This window comes from Streptomyces sp. NPDC006339 (genome assembly GCF_040612775.1).
In the GTDB taxonomy this organism is placed as follows: domain Bacteria; phylum Actinomycetota; class Actinomycetes; order Streptomycetales; family Streptomycetaceae; genus Streptomyces.
Genome location: NZ_JBEXQW010000036.1, coordinates 1 through 17,687, shown reverse-complemented (window position 1 = coordinate 17,687; position 17,687 = coordinate 1). Strand labels below are relative to the sequence as shown.

Annotated in this window: 18 protein-coding genes; 11 read left to right on the top strand and 7 right to left on the bottom strand. The window is 73.8% G+C overall.

Features of this window, described 5'->3' with window-relative positions; genetic code table 11:
• Positions 1 to 74: 74 nt before the first annotated feature.
• The 3 genes from ABZ135_RS26480 to ABZ135_RS26470 all read right to left on the bottom strand — a co-directional run bounded on the left by ABZ135_RS26480 (position 75) and on the right by ABZ135_RS26470 (position 4,419).
• Positions 75 to 1,184, bottom strand: a complete 1,110-nt coding sequence (locus tag ABZ135_RS26480) for a 5'/3'-nucleotidase SurE (protein WP_356698821.1) — start codon at positions 1,182 to 1,184, stop codon at positions 75 to 77.
• A 144-nt stretch (positions 1,185 to 1,328) separates the two neighbouring features.
• A complete protein-coding gene (locus ABZ135_RS26475; protein WP_356698819.1) occupies positions 1,329 to 3,104 on the bottom strand; it encodes a glycoside hydrolase family 3 N-terminal domain-containing protein in 1,776 nt (591 codons plus the stop codon).
• Positions 3,105 to 3,138: 34 nt separating this feature from the next.
• A complete protein-coding gene (locus ABZ135_RS26470) occupies positions 3,139 to 4,419 on the bottom strand; it encodes an MFS transporter (protein WP_356698818.1) in 1,281 nt (426 codons plus the stop codon).
• Positions 4,420 to 4,716: 297 nt separating this feature from the next.
• On the opposite strand from ABZ135_RS26470, the gene ABZ135_RS26465 reads away from it, so the two are divergent.
• On the top strand, positions 4,717 to 5,382 hold the full coding sequence (locus ABZ135_RS26465) for a TetR/AcrR family transcriptional regulator (protein WP_356698816.1): 666 nt from the start codon (positions 4,717 to 4,719) through the stop codon (positions 5,380 to 5,382).
• Between the two features lie 21 nt (positions 5,383 to 5,403).
• Here the strand turns inward: ABZ135_RS26465 and ABZ135_RS26460 are convergent, their stop codons facing one another.
• On the bottom strand, positions 5,404 to 6,102 hold the full coding sequence (locus ABZ135_RS26460; RefSeq protein WP_356698814.1) for a substrate-binding domain-containing protein: 699 nt from the start codon (positions 6,100 to 6,102) through the stop codon (positions 5,404 to 5,406).
• Between ABZ135_RS26460 and ABZ135_RS26455 the strand changes: the two genes are divergently transcribed.
• A complete protein-coding gene (locus ABZ135_RS26455; protein WP_356698812.1) occupies positions 6,089 to 6,883 on the top strand; it encodes a Gfo/Idh/MocA family oxidoreductase in 795 nt (264 codons plus the stop codon). The two genes, ABZ135_RS26460 and ABZ135_RS26455, sit on opposite strands and share 14 nt — an antisense overlap.
• 97 nt (positions 6,884 to 6,980) lie before the next feature.
• On the opposite strand, the gene ABZ135_RS26450 is transcribed toward ABZ135_RS26455, so the two are convergent.
• The gene (locus tag ABZ135_RS26450; RefSeq protein WP_356698810.1) at positions 6,981 to 7,892 is read right to left on the bottom strand and encodes an alpha/beta hydrolase; all 912 of its coding nucleotides are present in this window, start codon (positions 7,890 to 7,892) and stop codon (positions 6,981 to 6,983) included.
• Positions 7,893 to 7,962: 70 nt separating this feature from the next.
• Positions 7,963 to 8,523 (bottom strand): quercetin 2,3-dioxygenase, encoded by a 561-nt coding sequence (locus ABZ135_RS26445; protein ID WP_356698808.1) that lies wholly within the window; start codon positions 8,521 to 8,523, stop codon positions 7,963 to 7,965.
• Positions 8,524 to 8,632: 109 nt separating this feature from the next.
• On the opposite strand from ABZ135_RS26445, the gene ABZ135_RS26440 reads away from it, so the two are divergent.
• From ABZ135_RS26440 to ABZ135_RS26400, 9 genes are all read left to right on the top strand, one after another.
• Positions 8,633 to 9,076 carry a MarR family winged helix-turn-helix transcriptional regulator gene (locus ABZ135_RS26440; RefSeq protein ID WP_356698806.1) on the top strand — a complete coding sequence of 148 codons (444 nt, stop codon included), beginning with the start codon at positions 8,633 to 8,635 and terminating at the stop codon, positions 9,074 to 9,076.
• A gap of 166 nt (positions 9,077 to 9,242) precedes the next feature.
• Positions 9,243 to 9,926 (top strand): CHRD domain-containing protein, encoded by a 684-nt coding sequence (locus ABZ135_RS26435; protein ID WP_356698805.1) that lies wholly within the window; start codon positions 9,243 to 9,245, stop codon positions 9,924 to 9,926.
• 306 nt (positions 9,927 to 10,232) lie between these two features.
• Positions 10,233 to 10,820 carry an ECF RNA polymerase sigma factor SigK gene (sigK, locus tag ABZ135_RS26430; protein ID WP_356698803.1) on the top strand — a complete coding sequence of 196 codons (588 nt, stop codon included), beginning with the start codon at positions 10,233 to 10,235 and terminating at the stop codon, positions 10,818 to 10,820.
• On the top strand, positions 10,817 to 11,566 hold the full coding sequence (locus ABZ135_RS26425; protein ID WP_356698801.1) for an anti-sigma factor: 750 nt from the start codon (positions 10,817 to 10,819) through the stop codon (positions 11,564 to 11,566). Before sigK ends, ABZ135_RS26425 begins: the two co-directional genes overlap by 4 nt.
• Positions 11,567 to 11,848: 282 nt before the next feature.
• Positions 11,849 to 12,895, top strand: a complete 1,047-nt coding sequence (locus ABZ135_RS26420) for an acyl-ACP desaturase (RefSeq protein WP_356698799.1) — start codon at positions 11,849 to 11,851, stop codon at positions 12,893 to 12,895.
• Positions 12,892 to 13,158 (top strand): phosphopantetheine-binding protein, encoded by a 267-nt coding sequence (locus ABZ135_RS26415; protein WP_356698798.1) that lies wholly within the window; start codon positions 12,892 to 12,894, stop codon positions 13,156 to 13,158. Before ABZ135_RS26420 ends, ABZ135_RS26415 begins: the two co-directional genes overlap by 4 nt.
• Positions 13,148 to 14,410 carry a beta-ketoacyl-[acyl-carrier-protein] synthase family protein gene (locus tag ABZ135_RS26410; protein WP_356698796.1) on the top strand — a complete coding sequence of 421 codons (1,263 nt, stop codon included), beginning with the start codon at positions 13,148 to 13,150 and terminating at the stop codon, positions 14,408 to 14,410. Before ABZ135_RS26415 ends, ABZ135_RS26410 begins: the two co-directional genes overlap by 11 nt.
• Positions 14,411 to 14,595: 185 nt before the next feature.
• A complete protein-coding gene (locus ABZ135_RS26405; protein ID WP_356698794.1) occupies positions 14,596 to 15,663 on the top strand; it encodes a 3-oxoacyl-[acyl-carrier-protein] synthase III C-terminal domain-containing protein in 1,068 nt (355 codons plus the stop codon).
• 255 nt (positions 15,664 to 15,918) lie between these two features.
• Positions 15,919 to 17,496 (top strand): serine/threonine-protein kinase, encoded by a 1,578-nt coding sequence (locus ABZ135_RS26400; RefSeq protein ID WP_356698793.1) that lies wholly within the window; start codon positions 15,919 to 15,921, stop codon positions 17,494 to 17,496.
• A gap of 90 nt (positions 17,497 to 17,586) precedes the next feature.
• Here the strand turns inward: ABZ135_RS26400 and ABZ135_RS26395 are convergent.
• A partial coding sequence (locus tag ABZ135_RS26395) for a fasciclin domain-containing protein (RefSeq protein ID WP_356698940.1) occupies positions 17,587 to 17,687 on the bottom strand: 101 nt, incomplete at its 5' end.

The following is a 17,687-nucleotide window of genomic DNA, read 5'->3' as shown; positions in this document are numbered from 1 at the left end:
GCGGCGGAACCCCAGCGGCGTGCAGTCGCCGATTCCCCGTCGGCGGCGACGGGGCCGGTGCGGCGTGCGAGGGCTCAGGAGCGGGGGGCGTCGTGGGCGACGTAGTGCCTCAGGCTGCTCAACTCCCGTCCGCCGTCCGTCCGTACGCCGTAGGTGCGGTCGGCGGTGACGGGAACGACCGTGATGTGACCCCGTTTCAGCAGGGCGGTGGAATCGGCGTCCCTGACGGTCTCGGTGCACCGGTCGCCGGGGCGGTCCGGGCAGACGCCGAGCGTGATGTCGTAGCTGTCCGCGCCACCGGGCGCCGCGGGCCGGTAGGCGTGCCAGACGACCTGCCCGTGTCCGACGCTCGACCACACGGGGGGCTTGGCCCGCTGTCCGGCGCTCACGTCCGGATAGTCGACCTTGAGCGCGAAGCGGTCGGTGAAGAGGCCGCGGTCGCGCATCCCGGCGAGGAGTCCGGCCGCGAAGCGGGCGTGGGCCCGGTAGTTGGCCACCGGGAACCGGGTCTGGGAGGCGTCGCCGGACGAGGAGAAGGCGACCGCCGGAACACCCTGGTCGATGGCGGCGAGGGCGGCGCCCACGGTGCCCGAGTCGTTCACCTGGGCGCTGACGTTGGGTCCGGAGTTGATGCCGGTGACCACCAGATCGGGGCCGTCCGTCCAGCCGGCCTTCGCGGCGAGGCCGGTGCGCAGGGCGAACTTGACGGTGTCGGAGGGGGTCGCGCTCGGGCTGTCCGCGGCGCAGGGCCGGTCGGACAGGCAGATGCCGTAGACCGGGGACCCGGAGGGGGTGCCGGAGCAGTCGTTCTCGTAGCCCGCGGGAAGCCGGGTGCGCTCCGCGAGCGTGAGGGTGCCGCCGTTGGTGACGGCGGTGCCCTTGCCGGACTGCACCTGCCAGGGCGCCATGACGACGACGTCGGCGCCGGCGTCGCACAGCGCCTTGCGGATCTCGTACAGGCCGAGGCCGTCGGCGTGGGACGCCTTGGCGGCCTGCATCGAGTCGTCGTTGGAGAGCAGCACCCGCAGGCCGGCCAGCGACGGTGCGGAGGAGGTGGAGGAATCGGCCGTCGTGGGGGAAGGGGTGTCGGCCGTGGCGGCCGTGCCGAGGGACGACAGGACGGCGGCCGTCGCGCCGGCGAGGGAGAGGGAGAGGACGAGGAGGGTGCGCGGGGTGCGTGCCACGAGGGGTTCCTTCGGTGTCGAGGGATGTCGATGGGTGTAGACGACCGTCTATGGGTGTCGACGACCGTCTATGGGGGCTAGGGGTGTCGATGGATGACGAGGGAGGTCGAGGAAGGCCGGTGGGGGCGGCTGAGGCCCGCGCCGTCAGATCGCGAGACCGGCGCCGTAGGGGAAGAGCGGGTCCGCGGTGTCGTGCGGTACGTCGGGGCGGGAGTTCTCGACGGCGGCCATCGAGCGGGGCATCTCGAACGGAAGCCGCCCCTCGGCGCGGGCGCGCCCGAAGGCCACGTCGAGCAGCGCTTCGTCGCTCGCGCCGTAGTCGGCGACGAGCGCGGCGGCCCGTGCGGCGATCTCAGGGACGACGGCGGGCCGTTCGAGGTTGAGGAACACGACGGTCCGCACGGTGTCGAGCAGCCGCAGGATCGGGCTGAGCTCCTCCTCGGTGAAGTCCAGCCGTCCCGAGTGGAAGAGTGCCTCGAAGCGGTTGTCCCGCGGCTCGTACGGTGTGTGCAGCCGCAGGACGGCGAGGTCCGCCTCGGCCGCGTCGCCGACCACGTCCCCGTACCGGGACGCGGTCCGGGGGTCGATGCCCTCCACGTACAGCTTCGGGCGTGGGGAGGTCACCGGCAGGGTGCGGTCGCGGTTCACCAGGACGGTCAGCGAGCGGCGCTGGGCGCTCTCGCCGGCGCCGCGGAACTCGCTGTTCCCGACGATCTCCTCGGCCAGGTCGGGGTCGACGTAGGGGTGGTCGAAGAGACCCAGGACGAACTTCTCGCGCAGCAGGCGGCGTACGGAGACGTCGAGTCGCTTCTCGTCGACGCGGCCGGAGCGGACCAGGTCCACCACGGTCTCGGGGCACGCCTCGCCGCCGAACTGGTCGGCGCCCGCGTCGAGGGCCTTCGCCGCGCGCTCTGCGACGGTGAGGTGCTCGACGCCCCAGGCGCGGGCCCGGTGTGTCTCGCCGAAGATCTCGTGGTCGGTGAGCAGGCCCCAGTCGGTGCAGACGATGCCGTCGAATCCCAGCTTTTCGCGCAGCAGTCCGGTGATGACGCCGTGGTTGAAGCCGAAGCCGACCTCCTCCCAGTCGGTGCCGACGGGCTGCCCGTAGTACGGCATGATCTGCGAGGCTCCAGCGGCGAGGGCGGCCTCGAACGGCGCCAGGTGATAGTCCCGCATGCCGCCGGGGTAGATCTGCTCCTTGCCGTGCGGGAAGTGCGGGTCCTCGCCGTCCTTCTGCGGGCCGCCGCCCGGGAAGTGCTTGACCATGGTGGCCACACTGCCGGCGCCGAGCGTCTCGCCCTGGAAGCCGCGGACGTACGCCTGGACCAGCTCGCTCGTCAGTGTCGCGTCGGCGCCGAAGGTGCCCGACTGGCGCGACCAGCGGGGCTCGGTGGCGAGGTCGATCTGCGGGTGCAGGGCCACGCGCAGTCCGACGGCGAGATACTCGCGGCGGGCGATGTCGGCGAAGCGGTGGACGAGTTCGGGGTCGCGGGTGGCGGCGAGCCCGGTCGGCTCCGGCCAGGCGGAGAAGGCCCCGGCGCTCATCGACGCGCCGATGTGGGTGGTGAAGGAGTGGCGGGGGTCGGTGGAGACGGTCACCGGGATGCCGAGGCGGGTGCCGGCGGCGAGCTCCTGGACGGTGTTGTGCCACCGCGCCATCTGCCGGGGTCCGGCCGTGCCGAAGAGGTTGAAGTGGCTCATCAGCTTGGAGCGGATCGCGCCGGTGGTGTCGGCGGGGACGGGTGCGTCCTCGCCGGACTCGACGGGCCGGCCGTCGGGGTGCAGCGGGAGCACGGTGTGGAAGAGGAGCCCTGCCTTCTCCTCCAGGGTCATCCGGGCGAGGAGGTCGGCGACCCGCTCGTCGACGGTGCGGGAGGGGTCCTGGTAGGGGTGGCCGTCGTCGCGGGCAGCGGGAGTCATGGGTTTTCTCCTGGTGGGGAAGGGGGGCGGTGTTTCAGCGCACGCCGCGGATCGGGAGGACGGAGAGGGCGCCCAGGACGGTGATGACGGCGCCGGTGACGAAGAGCGCGGCGTAGCCGCCGAGGGAGGCGACGACCACCGAGGCCATGAACGGGGCGATGATCTGGGGGCCGGCGTTGGCGATGTTCAGTACGCCCATGTCCCGGGCGGCGTCGCCCGCGCTGGGCAGGACGAGGGTGACCAGGGCGGTGTCCACGGCCATGAAGCATCCGAAGGACAGACCGGTCAGGATGCCGAAGGCGAGCATGCCGGGCCAGGTGGGGCTGAGGACCGGGATCATCATGCCGATCGCGGTGAAGGCGCAGGAGATCGCGATGAACGGCTTGCGGCGGCCCACGCGGTCCGAGAGGACACCGCCGGCCACGGTGGACAGCAGGGTGCAGACCGCGCCGATCGGGGAGAGGATCGCCACCGCGCCTGCCGGGGACAGTCCTTCGGGCAGGTCGATGTGGTCCTGCAGGATGTACAACTGGTAGAGCACGACGGAGAAATAGCCGAGCATCAGCAGGAACCTGCCGATGAAGGCCCAGCGGAAGTCGCTCTCCTTCATCGCGGAGCCGAACGCGGCGAGTTGGCGCCCCAGGGGCTCCGCCGGGGCGGCGGGCCGCTTCCTCTCCCGTACCAGGGCGGTGAACAGCACGGCCACGACGGCGATGACCGCTCCCAGGACGAGGTACCCCGTCCGGACGTCCTTCACGTACGCCGACGCGACCGTGACGCCGATGATCGCGCCGACCGGGGTGCCGATGCCGACCATGGCGGAGGCCAGACCGCGGCGCTCCAGCGGCACCCGGTCGGGGACGATGGCGGTGACGGCGGCCTGGTAGACGTTCATGGTCGCCTGGACGAGGCACCAGCCGACGGTGACGAGGAGGATGCTGCGTACGGCGCCGAGCAGGGCGAGGGCTCCGAGTGCGGCGAGTCCGCCGCCGAGGATCCAGGGATTGCGCCGCCCGGAGCGGTCGGACAGCAGCCCGGCCAGCGGGTTGAAGAGGGTCGCGAACACGGCGGCGACGCCGGAGACGAGGCCGAGGTTGGCGACCTTGTCCGCCGGGTCCAGCGCCTCGACCTGCACGGGCAGCAGCACCTGGCCGACACCCATGTAGACCATGAACATCGCGGTGTTGCCGACGGCCAGCAGAAGCAGGAGCCTGCCCAACGTCCCTGAGGGATGCCGGTCCGCCGGCTCCCGGCCGTCCGTCCGGCCCGCCTCACCTGCGGAGATGGGCTCGGTTTCGGGTCTGTGACTGCTCATGTCCGACTCCTCAATGGCGGCTGGCGCCGGCGGGAACGCAGAAGTGATGAGGGGAGACGCCCACGGCCGCGGTGCGGGGCGTCGGAAAAGCGGGAGGGCGGGGAGGCGGGAAGCGGTGCAGCGGGGCGCAGAGGCCGCGGATCGTCGCGAGCGTGCCGCCGGGCGGTGCCGGGCCGACTCCTCCGCCGGGTGGGCGAGCACAGGCAACCACGAAAACTGAGTAGGTAGTAGGTTTTCGGAAAGTGATCCAGGTCACACCGCTTCTGGTGGCCGGGATGCCTGGCTACGGTGATCGGCATGGATCGGACGAACAGCCGGGAACCGCGCAAGGCCGCCAAGGCGCGGGGCCCGTACGCGGTCGGCGACGAGCGCCGTCGGCGCATCCTCGACGTGGCGGTGGAGCACTTCGCGCAGTGGGGCTTCCACGCCTCCTCCCTGGCGCGGATCGCGAAGGAGGTCGGCGTCACACAGGGCGGCCTGCTGCACCACTTCGGCAGCAAGGAAGAGCTGCTCGTCTCCGTGCTGGAGCGCAGCGAGGAGCACGACGTCGAGCGGTTCTTCTCCTCGGAGTTCGACTCCGCCGCGGACTGCTTCCTGCGGTTGATCGACCTCGTCGACTACAACAGCCGCCGCCCGGGCCGCACCCGGATGTTCAACGTCCTGGTCGGGGAGTCGTCCGACCGGGCCCACCCCGCGCACGCCTTCTTCCGGCGCCGCTACGCGACGATCGTCGCCAGGCTGTCCGGCACCCTCCGGGCCGCGGCCGACGCCGGCGAGCTCCGCCCGGACGCCGACTGCACGGCCGTGGCGCACGAACTCCTCGCCGTCATGGACGGGATCCAGCTCCAGTGGGCCCTCGACCCGGAGTCCGTCGACATGGCCCGGCGGCTGCGCGTCTACCTGGACCGGCTGTACGGCTCGGTCTCCGCCACCGGCTCGGCCCTGCCGTCACCGGCGCCCTGATCCACGGCCGGTGCGCGAACGTCAGGCCGTGTCCGGCGTCCGCATGCCCCGGGCGCGGGCGGTGCGCGACGCGGTCTCGGAGCCGAGGAGGTCGAGGACCTCGCGGGCGGGGCCGGGCCGGGTGGACGCGGCCAGGACGGCGCCGCCGAAGGTCGAGCTGATGGCGGTGTCACCCGGCAGCGGGCCGACGACCACGACGCCCGGCAGGTCCATCAACTCGCTGTGCTGCTGGAAGGCGAGGTCGGCCCGGCCGGACGCCAGCAGACCGCCCGCCGGCACGCCCGGGGGCGCCTGGACGAGGCGCTCGCGCAGCGTCTCGGCGAGCCCGAGTTGGGCGATCAGGTCCAGGAGGGCCGTCCCGCTGGGGCCGGTGGAGTAGGCGATCCCCGTCGCGGACGTCAGCGCGGCCCGCAGGCCGGCGGGCGTGTCGAGGGGCGGGACGGGGGTTCCCTCCGGCACGGCGGCCACGACCTGCGAGATCCACAGCGGCCGTACCGTGCCGGCGAGGAGGTGTCCTTCCTTCTCCAGCGCGGCCAGCGCGCCGTCGGCGAGGACGAGCAGGTCGGCCTCGGCGCCCTCGCGCACCCGCCGGGCGATCTCGACCCCGCCGGCGGAATCGAACCGTACGGGGAGTCCGTGAGCGATCCGGATGTGTGCGGACAGCTCGGCCAGGACGGGCCGCGTCGCCATGGAGGACAGCCCGGAGATGTCTCGTTCCACGTCACCTCCTCGGGACGCCGTCGTCCTCGCCACCCCGACCCCCCTGCACGCCGCGCAGACCCTCGCCTGCCTCGACGCGGGCAAGCACGTGCAGACCGAGATCCCGCTGGCGGACTCCCTCGCCGACGCCGAGGCGTGCCGGGCCGCGCAGGAGCGCACCGGCCTGGTCGTCATGGTGGGCCACACCCGCCGCTTCAACCCGAGCCACCAGTGGGTGCGGCGCCGGATCGAGGCCGGCGACTACCGCATCCAGCAGATGGACGTGCAGACGTACTTCTTCCGCCGCACCAACCTCAACGCCCTCGGCGAGGCGCGCTCGTGGACGGACCACCTGCTGTGGCACCACGCGGCGCACACCGTCGACCTGTTCGCGTACCAGACCGGCTCGCCGATCGTGCAGGCCCACGCGATCCAGGGCCCGGTCCACCCCGAGCTCGGCATCGCGATGGACATGTCGGTCCACCTGCGCGCGGAGAACGGCGCCCTCTGCACGCTGTCGCTGTCGTTCAACAACGACGGGCCGCTCGGCAGCTTCTTCCGCTACATCGGCGACACCGGCACCTACATCGCCCGGTACGACGACCTGTTCACCGGCGAGGACGAGCCGATCGACGTGAGCGGTGTCGACGTGTCGACGGACGGCATCGAGCTCCAGGACCGCGAGTTCGTCGCCGCGATCCGCGAGGGCCGCGAACCGAACTCCTCCCTCGCCCAGGTGCTGCCCTGCTACCGGACGCTGGCCGCGCTGGAGCAGCAGCTCACCGCCGCAGGGGGCGCGTGACCGTGCCGTACGCGCGCCGGCGCGGGCGCGCGGGCCGAAGGGGCGGTACCGACCCGGAGCCGGTACCGCCCCTCGTCGCGTGGGGGCGCGGGGCGGGCTACGGGTGTACGGAGGGAGGCGGGCCGGCGACGCAGGCGCGGGCGAAGTCCACGGACGCGGTGAGGCACCGCTCGGCTTCGTCGTCCGTCAGGCCCGCCCAGCCGTGGCCGGCGCCGGGGACGGGCCGGAAGTCGACGCGGGCGCCCGCCCGGCGCAGCGCGGCGGCCAGTTGCTCGCCCTGGGCGAGCGGGATGAGCGTGTCCTCGGTGCCGTGCAGGACGAGGAACGGCGGCGCGTCGGCGTGCACGTGGGCGACCGGGCTCGCGGCGCGGGCCAGGTCCGGCGCGTCGGCGAGCGCCGCTCCGATCAGCAGGGCCTCACGGGTGGTGGCGTCGCCGGCGTCGTAGGCGCCGGGCGCGCACTGGCCGGGCAGGGTGGTCAGGTCGGTGGGACCGTACCAGGCGACGCAGCCGGCGACCGGGGTGGTGAGGGCGAGCAGCGCGGCGAGGTGGGCGCCGGCCGACTCGCCCCAGGCCACGGTCCGGCGGGTGTCCAGGCCCAGCTCGTCGGCGCGGGCACGCAGCCAGTCCAGCGCCGCCGTCGCGTCGTCGAGCTGGGCCGGATGGACGGCCTCGCCGCTGAGCCGGTAGTCGGCGGAGGCGACCGCGAACCCGGCCCGCGCGAGGCGGGCGAAGGGGTCGGGGCTCCAGTCGCGGAAGCGGGGCCCCAACTCCGTACGCGTGCCCGCGCGCCAGCCCCCGCCGTGGAGGTAGAGGATGACCGGCAGGGGGCCGTGGGTGTCCTCGGGCAGCCACAGATCGAGCTCCAGGGGCCGGACGCCCGCCCGGTAGGCGTAGGGAACCCCGCGCAGCAGCCGCACGCCGGGTTCGGGGTGCGCGGCGGGCGGGAGCGGCAGGCGCTCGGGCGCCGGCGGGGCCAGGAACGCGGCGAGGTCGGGCGTCGGCGGCATGGGGGGCTCTCCGGGGCTGGGGGTGTCGTGTCGATCGGGCCGGATCACGCGGTGACGTGGGACATGCCGGTCAGCTCCCGGTGCGCCACTGGTGCTCGGGCAGGAAGCGCACGTCGTACCGGTGCGGCACGGTGGCGAACTTGTGCGGTGCGGGGACGTACGGCTCGGGCGGCAGGCCGAGTTCCTCGGTCGGGACGCCGAGGGTCTCGAAGAACCGCTCGAAGGTGCCGCCGGGGCCGGCGGCCACGCCGACGACCCGGCTGTGGTGGCGCTCGATGCGGTAGGCGTGCGGGCAGTTCTTCGGTACGAAGCCGAAGTCGCCGGCGGTGAGCAGCCTTTCGTGCTGCTCGCCCGCCAGGTCCTCGACGAACAGCCGTACCGCGCCGTCGGTGAGGTAGAAGACCTCGTACGTGTCGGCGTGGACGTGGGCCGGGATCACGTCGCCCTTGGGGCCCTCGACGGTGAAGAAGTTGAAGGTGTTCTCGGTCTGCTCGCCGCCGGCGTAGACGGTGACCAGGTCGGTGAAGAGGTGGGCCCGGTCCCCCATGCCCTTCTCGATGAAGTACGGCTTTCCGGGCTCGGCCGGGATGGCGGAACGCGGGCGGCTGGGACGGGCGAACTCCATGGTCATGGGGACCTCCGGGGGCGACGACATGGCGAATGTCAGGCTACCTGACATTCATGGCGGCGGGCACCCCTCGCGCGCTCGCTATGCTCGAACCCCCGTCCCGTGAGGAGCCATGACCACCCCCGCGCGCAACCTGCCCCAGTTGCTCACCGACGCCAAGCGCTGGTTCGACGACGCGCTGCTGGCCAGCATGCGGGCGGCCGGCGAGCAGCCGGTCACCGTCGGGCAGGCGGCGGTCTTCGGCGCCCTCGACGAGGACGGCACGACGGTCTCGGAGCTGGCCCGCCGGACGGGCGTCACCCGGCAGACCGCCCACCAGGCCGTGCACGCCCTCATCGGCATGGGGCTGCTGGAGCAGGCCCCCGACCCCGCCTCCGCCCGTAGCCGCCTGATCCGCCCCACCGCCGAGGGCGCCCGGGTGCACCGGCGCGCCCAGGACACCCTCGCCGTCATCGAGGACGTCCTGGCCGAACGCATCGGCGCCGACGCCGTCGCCGCCCTGCGCGCGGCGCTGACCGCTCCCCTGGGAGAACCCCCTCTGGTGGCGGCGCCCTGAGCGCCCGACGTACGAGGCGTCGGGCGGCTCCGTCCGCCGACACCCCATCCGCCGGTCGGCGTGCGACGAATCATCTGTGCAAGAGGGCTCACGCCCACCCCCCGGTCCAGCCGGATCGCCGGTTCGCCGGTTCGCCGGTGGACTCCACGCAAGGGGATGCATTCAGATGACAGTCAAGACCTCCACCCGTCTCGCCCGGGCGGTGTCGCTGCCCGTGGCCCTGACGCTCGCCCTGACCGCCCCGGTGTTCGCCCACGCCGCCGACAGCGACTCCGGGCGGCACGACCGCACCTACCGGATCGCCCTGGAGCCGCTGAACGACTCCGGCGCGCGGGGCACGGCGACGCTGACCCTGGACGGCCGCCAACTGAAGGTGACGATCGACGTCCGCGGTCTGGCGCCCGGCCTGCCGCACGCCCAGCACATCCACGGCTCCACCGACGGGCACGACCACTTCTGCCCGGACATGAGCGCCGACACGAACAAGGACGGCGTCCTCACCACGGCGGAGGGCCTGCCGGCCTACGGCGACATCAACATCTCGCTGACCACGAAGGGCGACACGACCAAGGCCAGCGGCCTCGCCGTCGACCGCATGCCGGTCGCGGACGAGAACGGTGCCCTGAGCTACTCGCGCACCATCGCGGTGTCCCAGGCCGTCGCGGACCACATCGAGGACCTGCACGTGGTCCAGCACGGCATCGACCCGAACGGAAACGGTCGGTACGACTTCGGCAAGGGCAAGAGCGAGCTCGACCCGAAGCTGCCCCAGGAAGCCACCGCCCCCGCCACCTGCGGCATGATCAAGGGCACGACCGCGCACTCGTCCGGCGCGGCAGCGGAGTCCTGACCCGGCCCGGGGGACCGGGCGTCCGCCCGCCGGCCTCCGGCGGGCGGACGCCCCTGACGCGGCCTTCGCCGCCGGTTCACTCGAAGGAGGGGCCCGGGCCGCCGCCCGGGGTGAAACGGCCACCCATCCGCACACACATCCGCTACGAAGACCGGTCAGGGCACCTTTCCGCCTTCCGTGGCGGGGCCACCTCCGCCCCCCCGGCCACGAGCCACCGACCGCGAGGACGCACATGCGATGGACACCCTTCCCCGGGACGGCCGCCCGAGGCCGCCGCACCGGGTCGCCGGAACCGGAGCCGCTCCGGTGAACCGACCACTCCCCTTCGGCACCCCGGGCCGGACCGGCCGCACCGACCTCGACGAGGTCATGCGGCAGGTCGCCCACGGCGACAAGCAAGCCTTCTCCACCCTCTACGACGCCCTCGCACCCCTCGTCTTCGGCATCGTGATCAAGGTGGTCCGCGACCGGGCGCAGTCCGAGGAGGTCGCCCAGGAGGTCATGATCGACCTGTGGCGGCAGGCCGCTCGCTACCGCTCGGAGGCCGGCAGCGTCACCACGTGGGCGGCGACGATCGCCCACCGGCGTGCCGTGGACCGGGTCCGTTCCGCCCAGGCCGCCTCCGACCGCGAGCAGGCCCAGGCCGCACGCGAGCACGCCACCGCGTTCGACGAGGTCGTCGAGCAGGTGGAGAGCCGGCTGGAAGGCGAACAGGTCCGTCGCTGCCTGCGAGGTCTGACCGAGATCCAGCGCCAGGCCGTGACCCTGGCCTACTACCAGGGGCTGACCTACCGTGAAGTGGCCGAGGCCCTGCGCGCTCCGCTTCCGACCATCAAGACACGCATGCGCGACGGGCTCATCAAGCTCCGCGACTGCATGGGGGTGACCGCGTGAAGCACCACCCGTCCGACGTCCACACGCTGGCGGCCGCCTACGCCCTGGGGGCCCTCGACGCCGACGAGCGGCAGCAGTTCACCGCCCACCTCCAGGAGTGCGAGGCGTGCCGGCAGGAGGCCGCGGAGTTCGAGGCGACCGCGGCCCGCCTCGCGGCAGCCGCCTCCCGGACGCCCCCCGCAGCGCTCAAGCCGGCGGTCATGGCCGCCGTCGACGACGTACGGCAGTCGCCCCCGCGCGTGGTGGCCACCGCCCCCGCCGCCTCGTTCCTCGACGCCCTGCGCCGCCGGGCCGTGCCGCTGGCTCTGGCCGCCAGTGTGGCCGCGGCCGCGCTCGGTGGCGTCGCGGCATGGCAGACGCAGCAGGGCCGGGAGTTGCGCGACCGGGCCCGTCAGGCCGAGCAGAGCCTGGACACGATCAGTACGGTCCTGGCCGCGCCCGACGCCCGGACCGTGCACGGCAAGACCGCCAACGGCGCTCTGACCACGGTGGTCTCCTCGGCCGGCCACAACGCGGCCGTCTTCTCCACCAGCGGACTGCCGGCCCCGCCGGCGGGCACCACCTACCAACTGTGGCTCGACCACGACGGCACGATGCGTCCGGCCGGATTCGTCGAGGGCGACGGCACCGTCCTCATCGAGGGCAGCCCCGCCGACGCGGCGGCGGTCGGACTCACCGTCGAGCCCGCCGGAGGCTCCCCCCGCCCCACCACCGCCCCCCTCCTCCTCCTGCCTCTCCCGGCCTGAAGGGTCGTGCCCCGGCATCCTCGCGCGGAGGATGCCGGGCCGCTCCCCACGGGTCCGGAGCGTCGGAGCGTACGGCGCACGCCCGCCTGGCGCGGTCTCCCGGTCGAGCAGGTCGCTTTCGACACACGCCCTAGGCCACATGGAGCAGCCCTGGGGACCGGGTCGTACCTCCGTGAGGTGATCTCGGGAGGAGTCGTCCGCCGCCGGTGCTCGACGTGGTGAAAGGTCGTTTTCCCCACCCCGGTGCAGGCCATGCTGCGCGAGACGAGCAGGAGCGGATGGATGACTGAGGCCGCCGTCGCGGTGGAGGGTGTGCTGCGGGAGCTGGAGCCGTCGGTGGAGCGGCTGCTCGCGCGCCATCTGGAGGCCGCGCGGGACTGGCTCCCGCACCGGTACGTGCCGTGGGGCGCCGGCCGGGACTACGACGGTCCGTTGGGCGGCACGGCCTGGGCGCCGGAGCAGTCGGCGCTGCCCCGCGCCGTTCAGGACGCGCTGATCGTCAACCTGCTGACCGAGGACAACCTGCCCGGCTACCACTTCGAGATCGCCACCCGGTTCGGCCGGGACGGTGCCTGGGGTGCCTGGGTGCACCGGTGGACGGCGGAGGAGGACCGCCACGCGGCGGTGCTGCGCGCCTACGTCCACGCCCGCCGGGCCGTGGACCCCGTCGCCCTCGAAGAGCTGCGGATGCGGCACGTCGGAACCGGCTTCCGGTCCGATCTGCCGACGCCCCTGCACTCGTTGGCGTACGTCACCGTGCAGGAGCTCGCCACGCGGCAGGCGCACCGCAACGCCGGCGCCGCGTGCCCCGACGCCGCCGGGCAGACGCTGATGGCGCGGATCGCCGCCGACGAGAACCTGCACATGCTCTTCTACCGGGATCTGTTCGCCGACGCGCTCGCCCTCTTCCCAGACGCGGCCCTCACCGCCCTGGCGGACGTGCTGGACGGGTTCGCGATGCCCGGTGCGACGATTCCCGGCTTCCGGGCCAAAGCCGCGCGGATCGCCGCCGCCGGCATCTACAACGTGGACGTCCACCGCGAACACGTGGTGGCTCCCCTGCTGCGGACGCTGAAGGTGGCGACCCTGCCGGGCCTCGGACCCGCCGGTGAGCGGGCGCGGGACCGGCTCGGGCTCCATCTGGAACGGCTCGGCGCGCGGGCGGCCCGCGCCCGGGAGCTGTTCGCGCGCATGAACGCCGGCACGCGCACGAGCGTCGGCACCGGCACCGGCACGAACACCAGACCGAACACCGGCACGATCATCGGCACGGACTCCGACAGGAACACCGCGGTCGCCGCGGTACGCGCAAGGGAGGCACAGGCATGACCCAGTCGGTCCCGGACACCCTGCCCGAGCAGCTTGTCACGCTGCTGACCGAGCACTTGGACGTGAAGGTCGATCCCGGGGACCTCACCCCGTCGACCACGTTCGAGAGTCTCGACGTGGACTCCCTGGCCCTGATGGAGCTGGTGGTGGCCGCCGAGGAGGAGTTCGGGACGATCCTGCCCGAGGAGACCCTGGACCTCTCCCCGGCGTCGACGCTCGCCGAGGCGGCCCGTGCCTTCGACGAAGCGCGCCATGCCGGCTGAGATCGCCGTCACCGGTCTCGGTCTGGTCACCCCGGCGGGCCACACCGCGGAGGAGAACTGGACCGCGCTGTGCCGGGGCCGCTCGCTGGCCGCCGCCGACCCCGAACTCGCCGGGCTTCCGGTCGACTTCTCCTGCCAGGTGCCCGGTCTCGACGCCGCCGGGGAACTGGGACGGCCGCTGGCGCGGCGTACGGACCGGTTCATCCAGTTCGCCCTCGTCGCCGCCCGCCGGGCCGTCGCCGACGCCGGTCTCGGCTGTGAGGAAGGCGTCGGTGGCGACGGAGGGCCCCGCGCCGGCGGCCTCGGGGAGCCGGGCGAACGGGTCGGTGTCGTCCTCGGGGTCGGCTCCAACTCCCTGAGCACGTACGTCACCGAGTTCGGGCACCTCGGCTCGGGTCGGCCGGAGCGGGTCTCGCCGCTGGCGCTTCCGCGCAGCGTGCCCAGCATGGCCGCGGGCGAGGTCGCCCTCGACCTGGGCGCGCGGGGGCCGAACTTCACCACCGCGAGCGCCTGCGCCTCGGGGGCCACCGCCCTCGGGGTGGCCCGCGATCTGCTGCGGTCGGGCACCTGCGACATCGTTCTGGCGGGCGGCAGCGAATCGGCCCGCTCGCGGATGACGGCCACCTGCTTCACCCGCATGCGCGCCCTGTCCCGGCGCCGTGACGAACCCGCCCTGGCCAGCCGCCCGTTCGACGCGCGACGGGACGGTTTCGTCCTCGGCGAGGGCGCCGCCGTCCTCGTCCTGGAACGGGCCGCGGACGCGCGGGCCCGCCGCGCGCGCGTCCGCGCCGTCCTGCGCGGGTACGGAGCCGGTGCCGACGCCCACCACCCCGTCGCCCCGCATCCGCACGGCGACGGTGCCGTACGCGCCATCACCGCCGCGCTGCGGGACGCGGGCTGCGGCCCCGGGGACATCGGGCACATCAACGCACACGGCACCGGTACGCCGCTCAACGACGCGGCGGAGGCCGCCGCCCTCGCCCGCGTCTTCGGTGACACCACGCCGCCGGTGACCGCGGCCAAGGGAGTGATCGGCCATGCCCTCGGCGCGGCCGGCGCCGTCCAGGCGGCCTACACCGTGCTCGCGCTGAGCCACGGCATGGTGCCCCCCGTCGCCAACTTCGAGGGCCAGGACGGCGATCACAAGCTCGACATCGTGGCGGGACGGCCCCGCCCGGCCGCCGGCGCGGGGATCAGTTGCTCCTTCGGGTTCGGCGGCCAGAACGCCGTACTCCTGCTCACCGCGGACTAGCCGGCCCCGCCACCGCCCCCGCCCCCGACACCCCCACACCACCGCCACCGCCGCCCGTACGACGCAGAACGCAGGGGAAGGTCGAAAGCCCAGTGCCGACGAGCCGCACGATCACCGGCCCGACGACCACAAGCCGCGAGGACCGGGGCCCGAGCGCCCCGGCGCGGCGCGTTCCGGGGCCGCGCGTGACGGCGATCCGCACCGCCGTGCCGCCGCACCGCTTCCCCCAGGAAGAGATCATGGAGGCGCTGGCGGGTACGACGCTGGGACGGACCGGGACCGGCCGGCTGATGCTCCGCAAGATCCAGTCCAACGCCGGCGTGGCGACGCGCCACTTCGCCCGGCCGCTCGCGGAACTGCGCGCGCTCACCGACTTCACCGACGCCAACCGCGTCTGGCTCGACACCGCCCTGGAGCTCGGCGAGCGGGTCCTCACCGAGGCGCTGGGGACGGCGGGCGTACGGCCCGGGGACGTGGACGCCGTGATCAGCACGACCGTCACCGGCCTGGCCGTGCCCTCGCTCGAGGCCCGGCTCGCGCACCGGATCGGTCTGCGCCCGGACGTACGGCGGATTCCGCTGTTCGGCAACGGCTGCGCGGGCGGCGCCGCCGGACTCGCCCGGCTGCGGGACTATCTGCTCGCCCACCCCGGCCACGTGGCCGTGCTGCTCTCGGTCGAGCTGTGCTCCGTGGCGTACCAGATACAGGACACCTCGATGGCGAACATCGTCGCCGGCAGTCTCTTCGGGGACGGCGCGGCGGCCGTCGTGGCCACCGGAGCGCGGCGGCACCGCGAGCGGGGCGGGGGTGACGGCCGGGGCGGTCCCGAACTCGTGGACAGCCACAGTCATCTGGTGCCCGATTCGGAGGAGGCGCTCGGCTGGGAGATCGGTTCGCACGGCCTGCGGATCCTGCTCTCCCCGGAGGTGCCCGCCCTCACCGCGCAGCACCTGCCCCCGGCCGTCCACGAACTCCTCGGCCGGCACGCGCTCACCCCGGAGCAGGTCGCCGCCTGGATCGTGCACGGCGGCGGGCCGAAGGTGCTCACCGCCGTCGAGCACGCGCTCGGCCTGCCGCCGCACGCGCTCGAACCGACCCGGCGGTCCCTGGCGGAGAACGGAAACCTCTCCTCGGCCTCCGTCCTGCACGTCCTCCAGACGTTCATGCGGACGCCACCTCCCGAGGGCTCCCCCGGCGTCATCGCCGCCATGGGCCCCGGCTTCTCCATCGAGCTGGTCCTCACCCGCTGGTGAGCCGGCGGCGCGCCGCCGGGGCGAGCACGAGGCCGGCGGCGGACGGGACCACGGTCCTCGGCGCGGCCGGCGCGGCCGGCGCGGGCCGGCCGAGCGGGCTCGGAGCCGCGCCCGCGGGCATACTGGACGCGCGACGGGCCGGGGCGGAGATGCCGGCCGGACGGCCGGACGGACAGCCGGCGGTCGGCAGGTGACCGCGGCCGGGGGTTCGGGCACCGTCGCATCCGGGATCTCGACGGGGGGAGCGTGCCGCACATGGCGCGAGGGACGGAGGGCGTGGATCTGCCGGGGCGTATCGGCGGGTACACGCTGGAACGGGAGTTGGGCGCGGGCGGTATGGGGACGGTGTACCTGGCGCGGTCCCGTGGCGGACGTACGGTGGCCGTCAAGGTGGCCCGGGCCGAGCTGGCCGCCGATCCGCACTTCCGCGCGCGGTTCCGCGCCGAGGTCGAGGCCGCCCGCAGGGTCGGCGGGTTCCACACGGCGCCGGTCGTCGACGCCGACCCGGACGCCGAGACGCCCTGGCTGGCCACCGCCTACATCCCGGGACCGACCCTGTCCGGGCTGCTCGCCGAGCGGGGGCCGATGGACGAACGGCACCTGCGCCTGCTCGGCGCGGCCCTGGCGGAGGCCCTGCAGGCCATCCACGCCTGCGGGTTGATCCACCGCGACCTCAAGCCGGGCAACATCATCATGGCCGACGACGGTCCCCGCGTCCTCGACTTCGGCATCGCCCGCGCCCTGGAGTCGACCCGGCTCACCTCCACCGGCATGGCCTTCGGCACGCCCGGTTTCCTCGCCCCCGAGCAGGCGCAGGGGGGCGAAGTCGGCGCCGCGGCGGACGTGTTCGCGCTGGGGGCCGTGCTGGTCGCGGCGGCCGGGGGCAGTGCCTTCGGCGAGGGCACCCCGATGGCGCTGATGTACCGGTCGGTCCACGAGGAGGCGGACCTGTCCGCCCTTCCGGAGGGCCTGCGCGTGATCGTCGCCGCCTGCCTGGCCAAGGAGCCGGGGCGGCGGCCGACGCCCGAGGAGCTGCTGGACTTCTTCGTACCGGAGGCGGCGCCGGACACGGCGGCGGACACGGCGGCGGACACCCCGGCGGAGCCCTCACCGGACCCGCTGCCGGACCCGCTGCCGCATCCGCCGACCGTGGCGGCGCGGGCCGGAGCGGGTGGCGTCGAGAGTGCCGTCACCGTGACCGCCGCCGTCGGCCGGCACGCCGAACTCCGGGACCCGGTACCGGAGTCCGCGCCACCGGAGCGGATGCGCGTGGGGCTGCTCGTCGGCGCCGTGGCCGGGGCCCTGCTCCTGATCGGCGGGGCGGCCTACGCGACGTACGCGTCCAGGGAGCCGGAGGAACCGTTCCCCGAGGCCACGCACAGGCTCACCATCGCCGGGACGATGGCGAAGGGCACGTACGCGCAGAAGGACGAGGTGCCCTCGCTCGAGAAGGTCGCGGACAACGCGACCCAGAAGGACGCCACGCACATCAGCGCCGACTACCGCACGACCGGGGACACTTACGGAGACGTGCGGATCACCGGCCTGTACGGGCGGCTCAAGGACCCCGAGGGGCATCGGGACTCCATGATCAGGTCCGCGACCGAGACGGGCTCGAAGAGCGTCCTCGAGCCGCGCAGGGTGATCCGCGTCCCCGGCTCGGACGTCGAGTTCACCTGCGCGGCGTACGTCGGGGAGACGGTGTGCGCCTGGGCCGACACCAACACCGTCGCCGTCGTCGTGTTCGACCGGCACATCGCGCCCGACCTCGACGTCGCGGCCGGGGAGACCCGCAAGATCCGCGACGACATACGCCAGCCGATCGTCCGATAGGTCCCTCCGCCGAGCGACGGTGAACCGGTGGCCCGGCACCTCCCCGTCTGGGGTGCCGGGCCACCGGAGTGTCGTCAGGACGCGCGGACGCTACTGGGGCATGAGGACGGTGTCGACGATGTACACGTGGGCGTTGGCGGTCTTGACGTTGCCGCAGACGACCTTGGAGGTGTCGTTGACGGTGTAGTCCT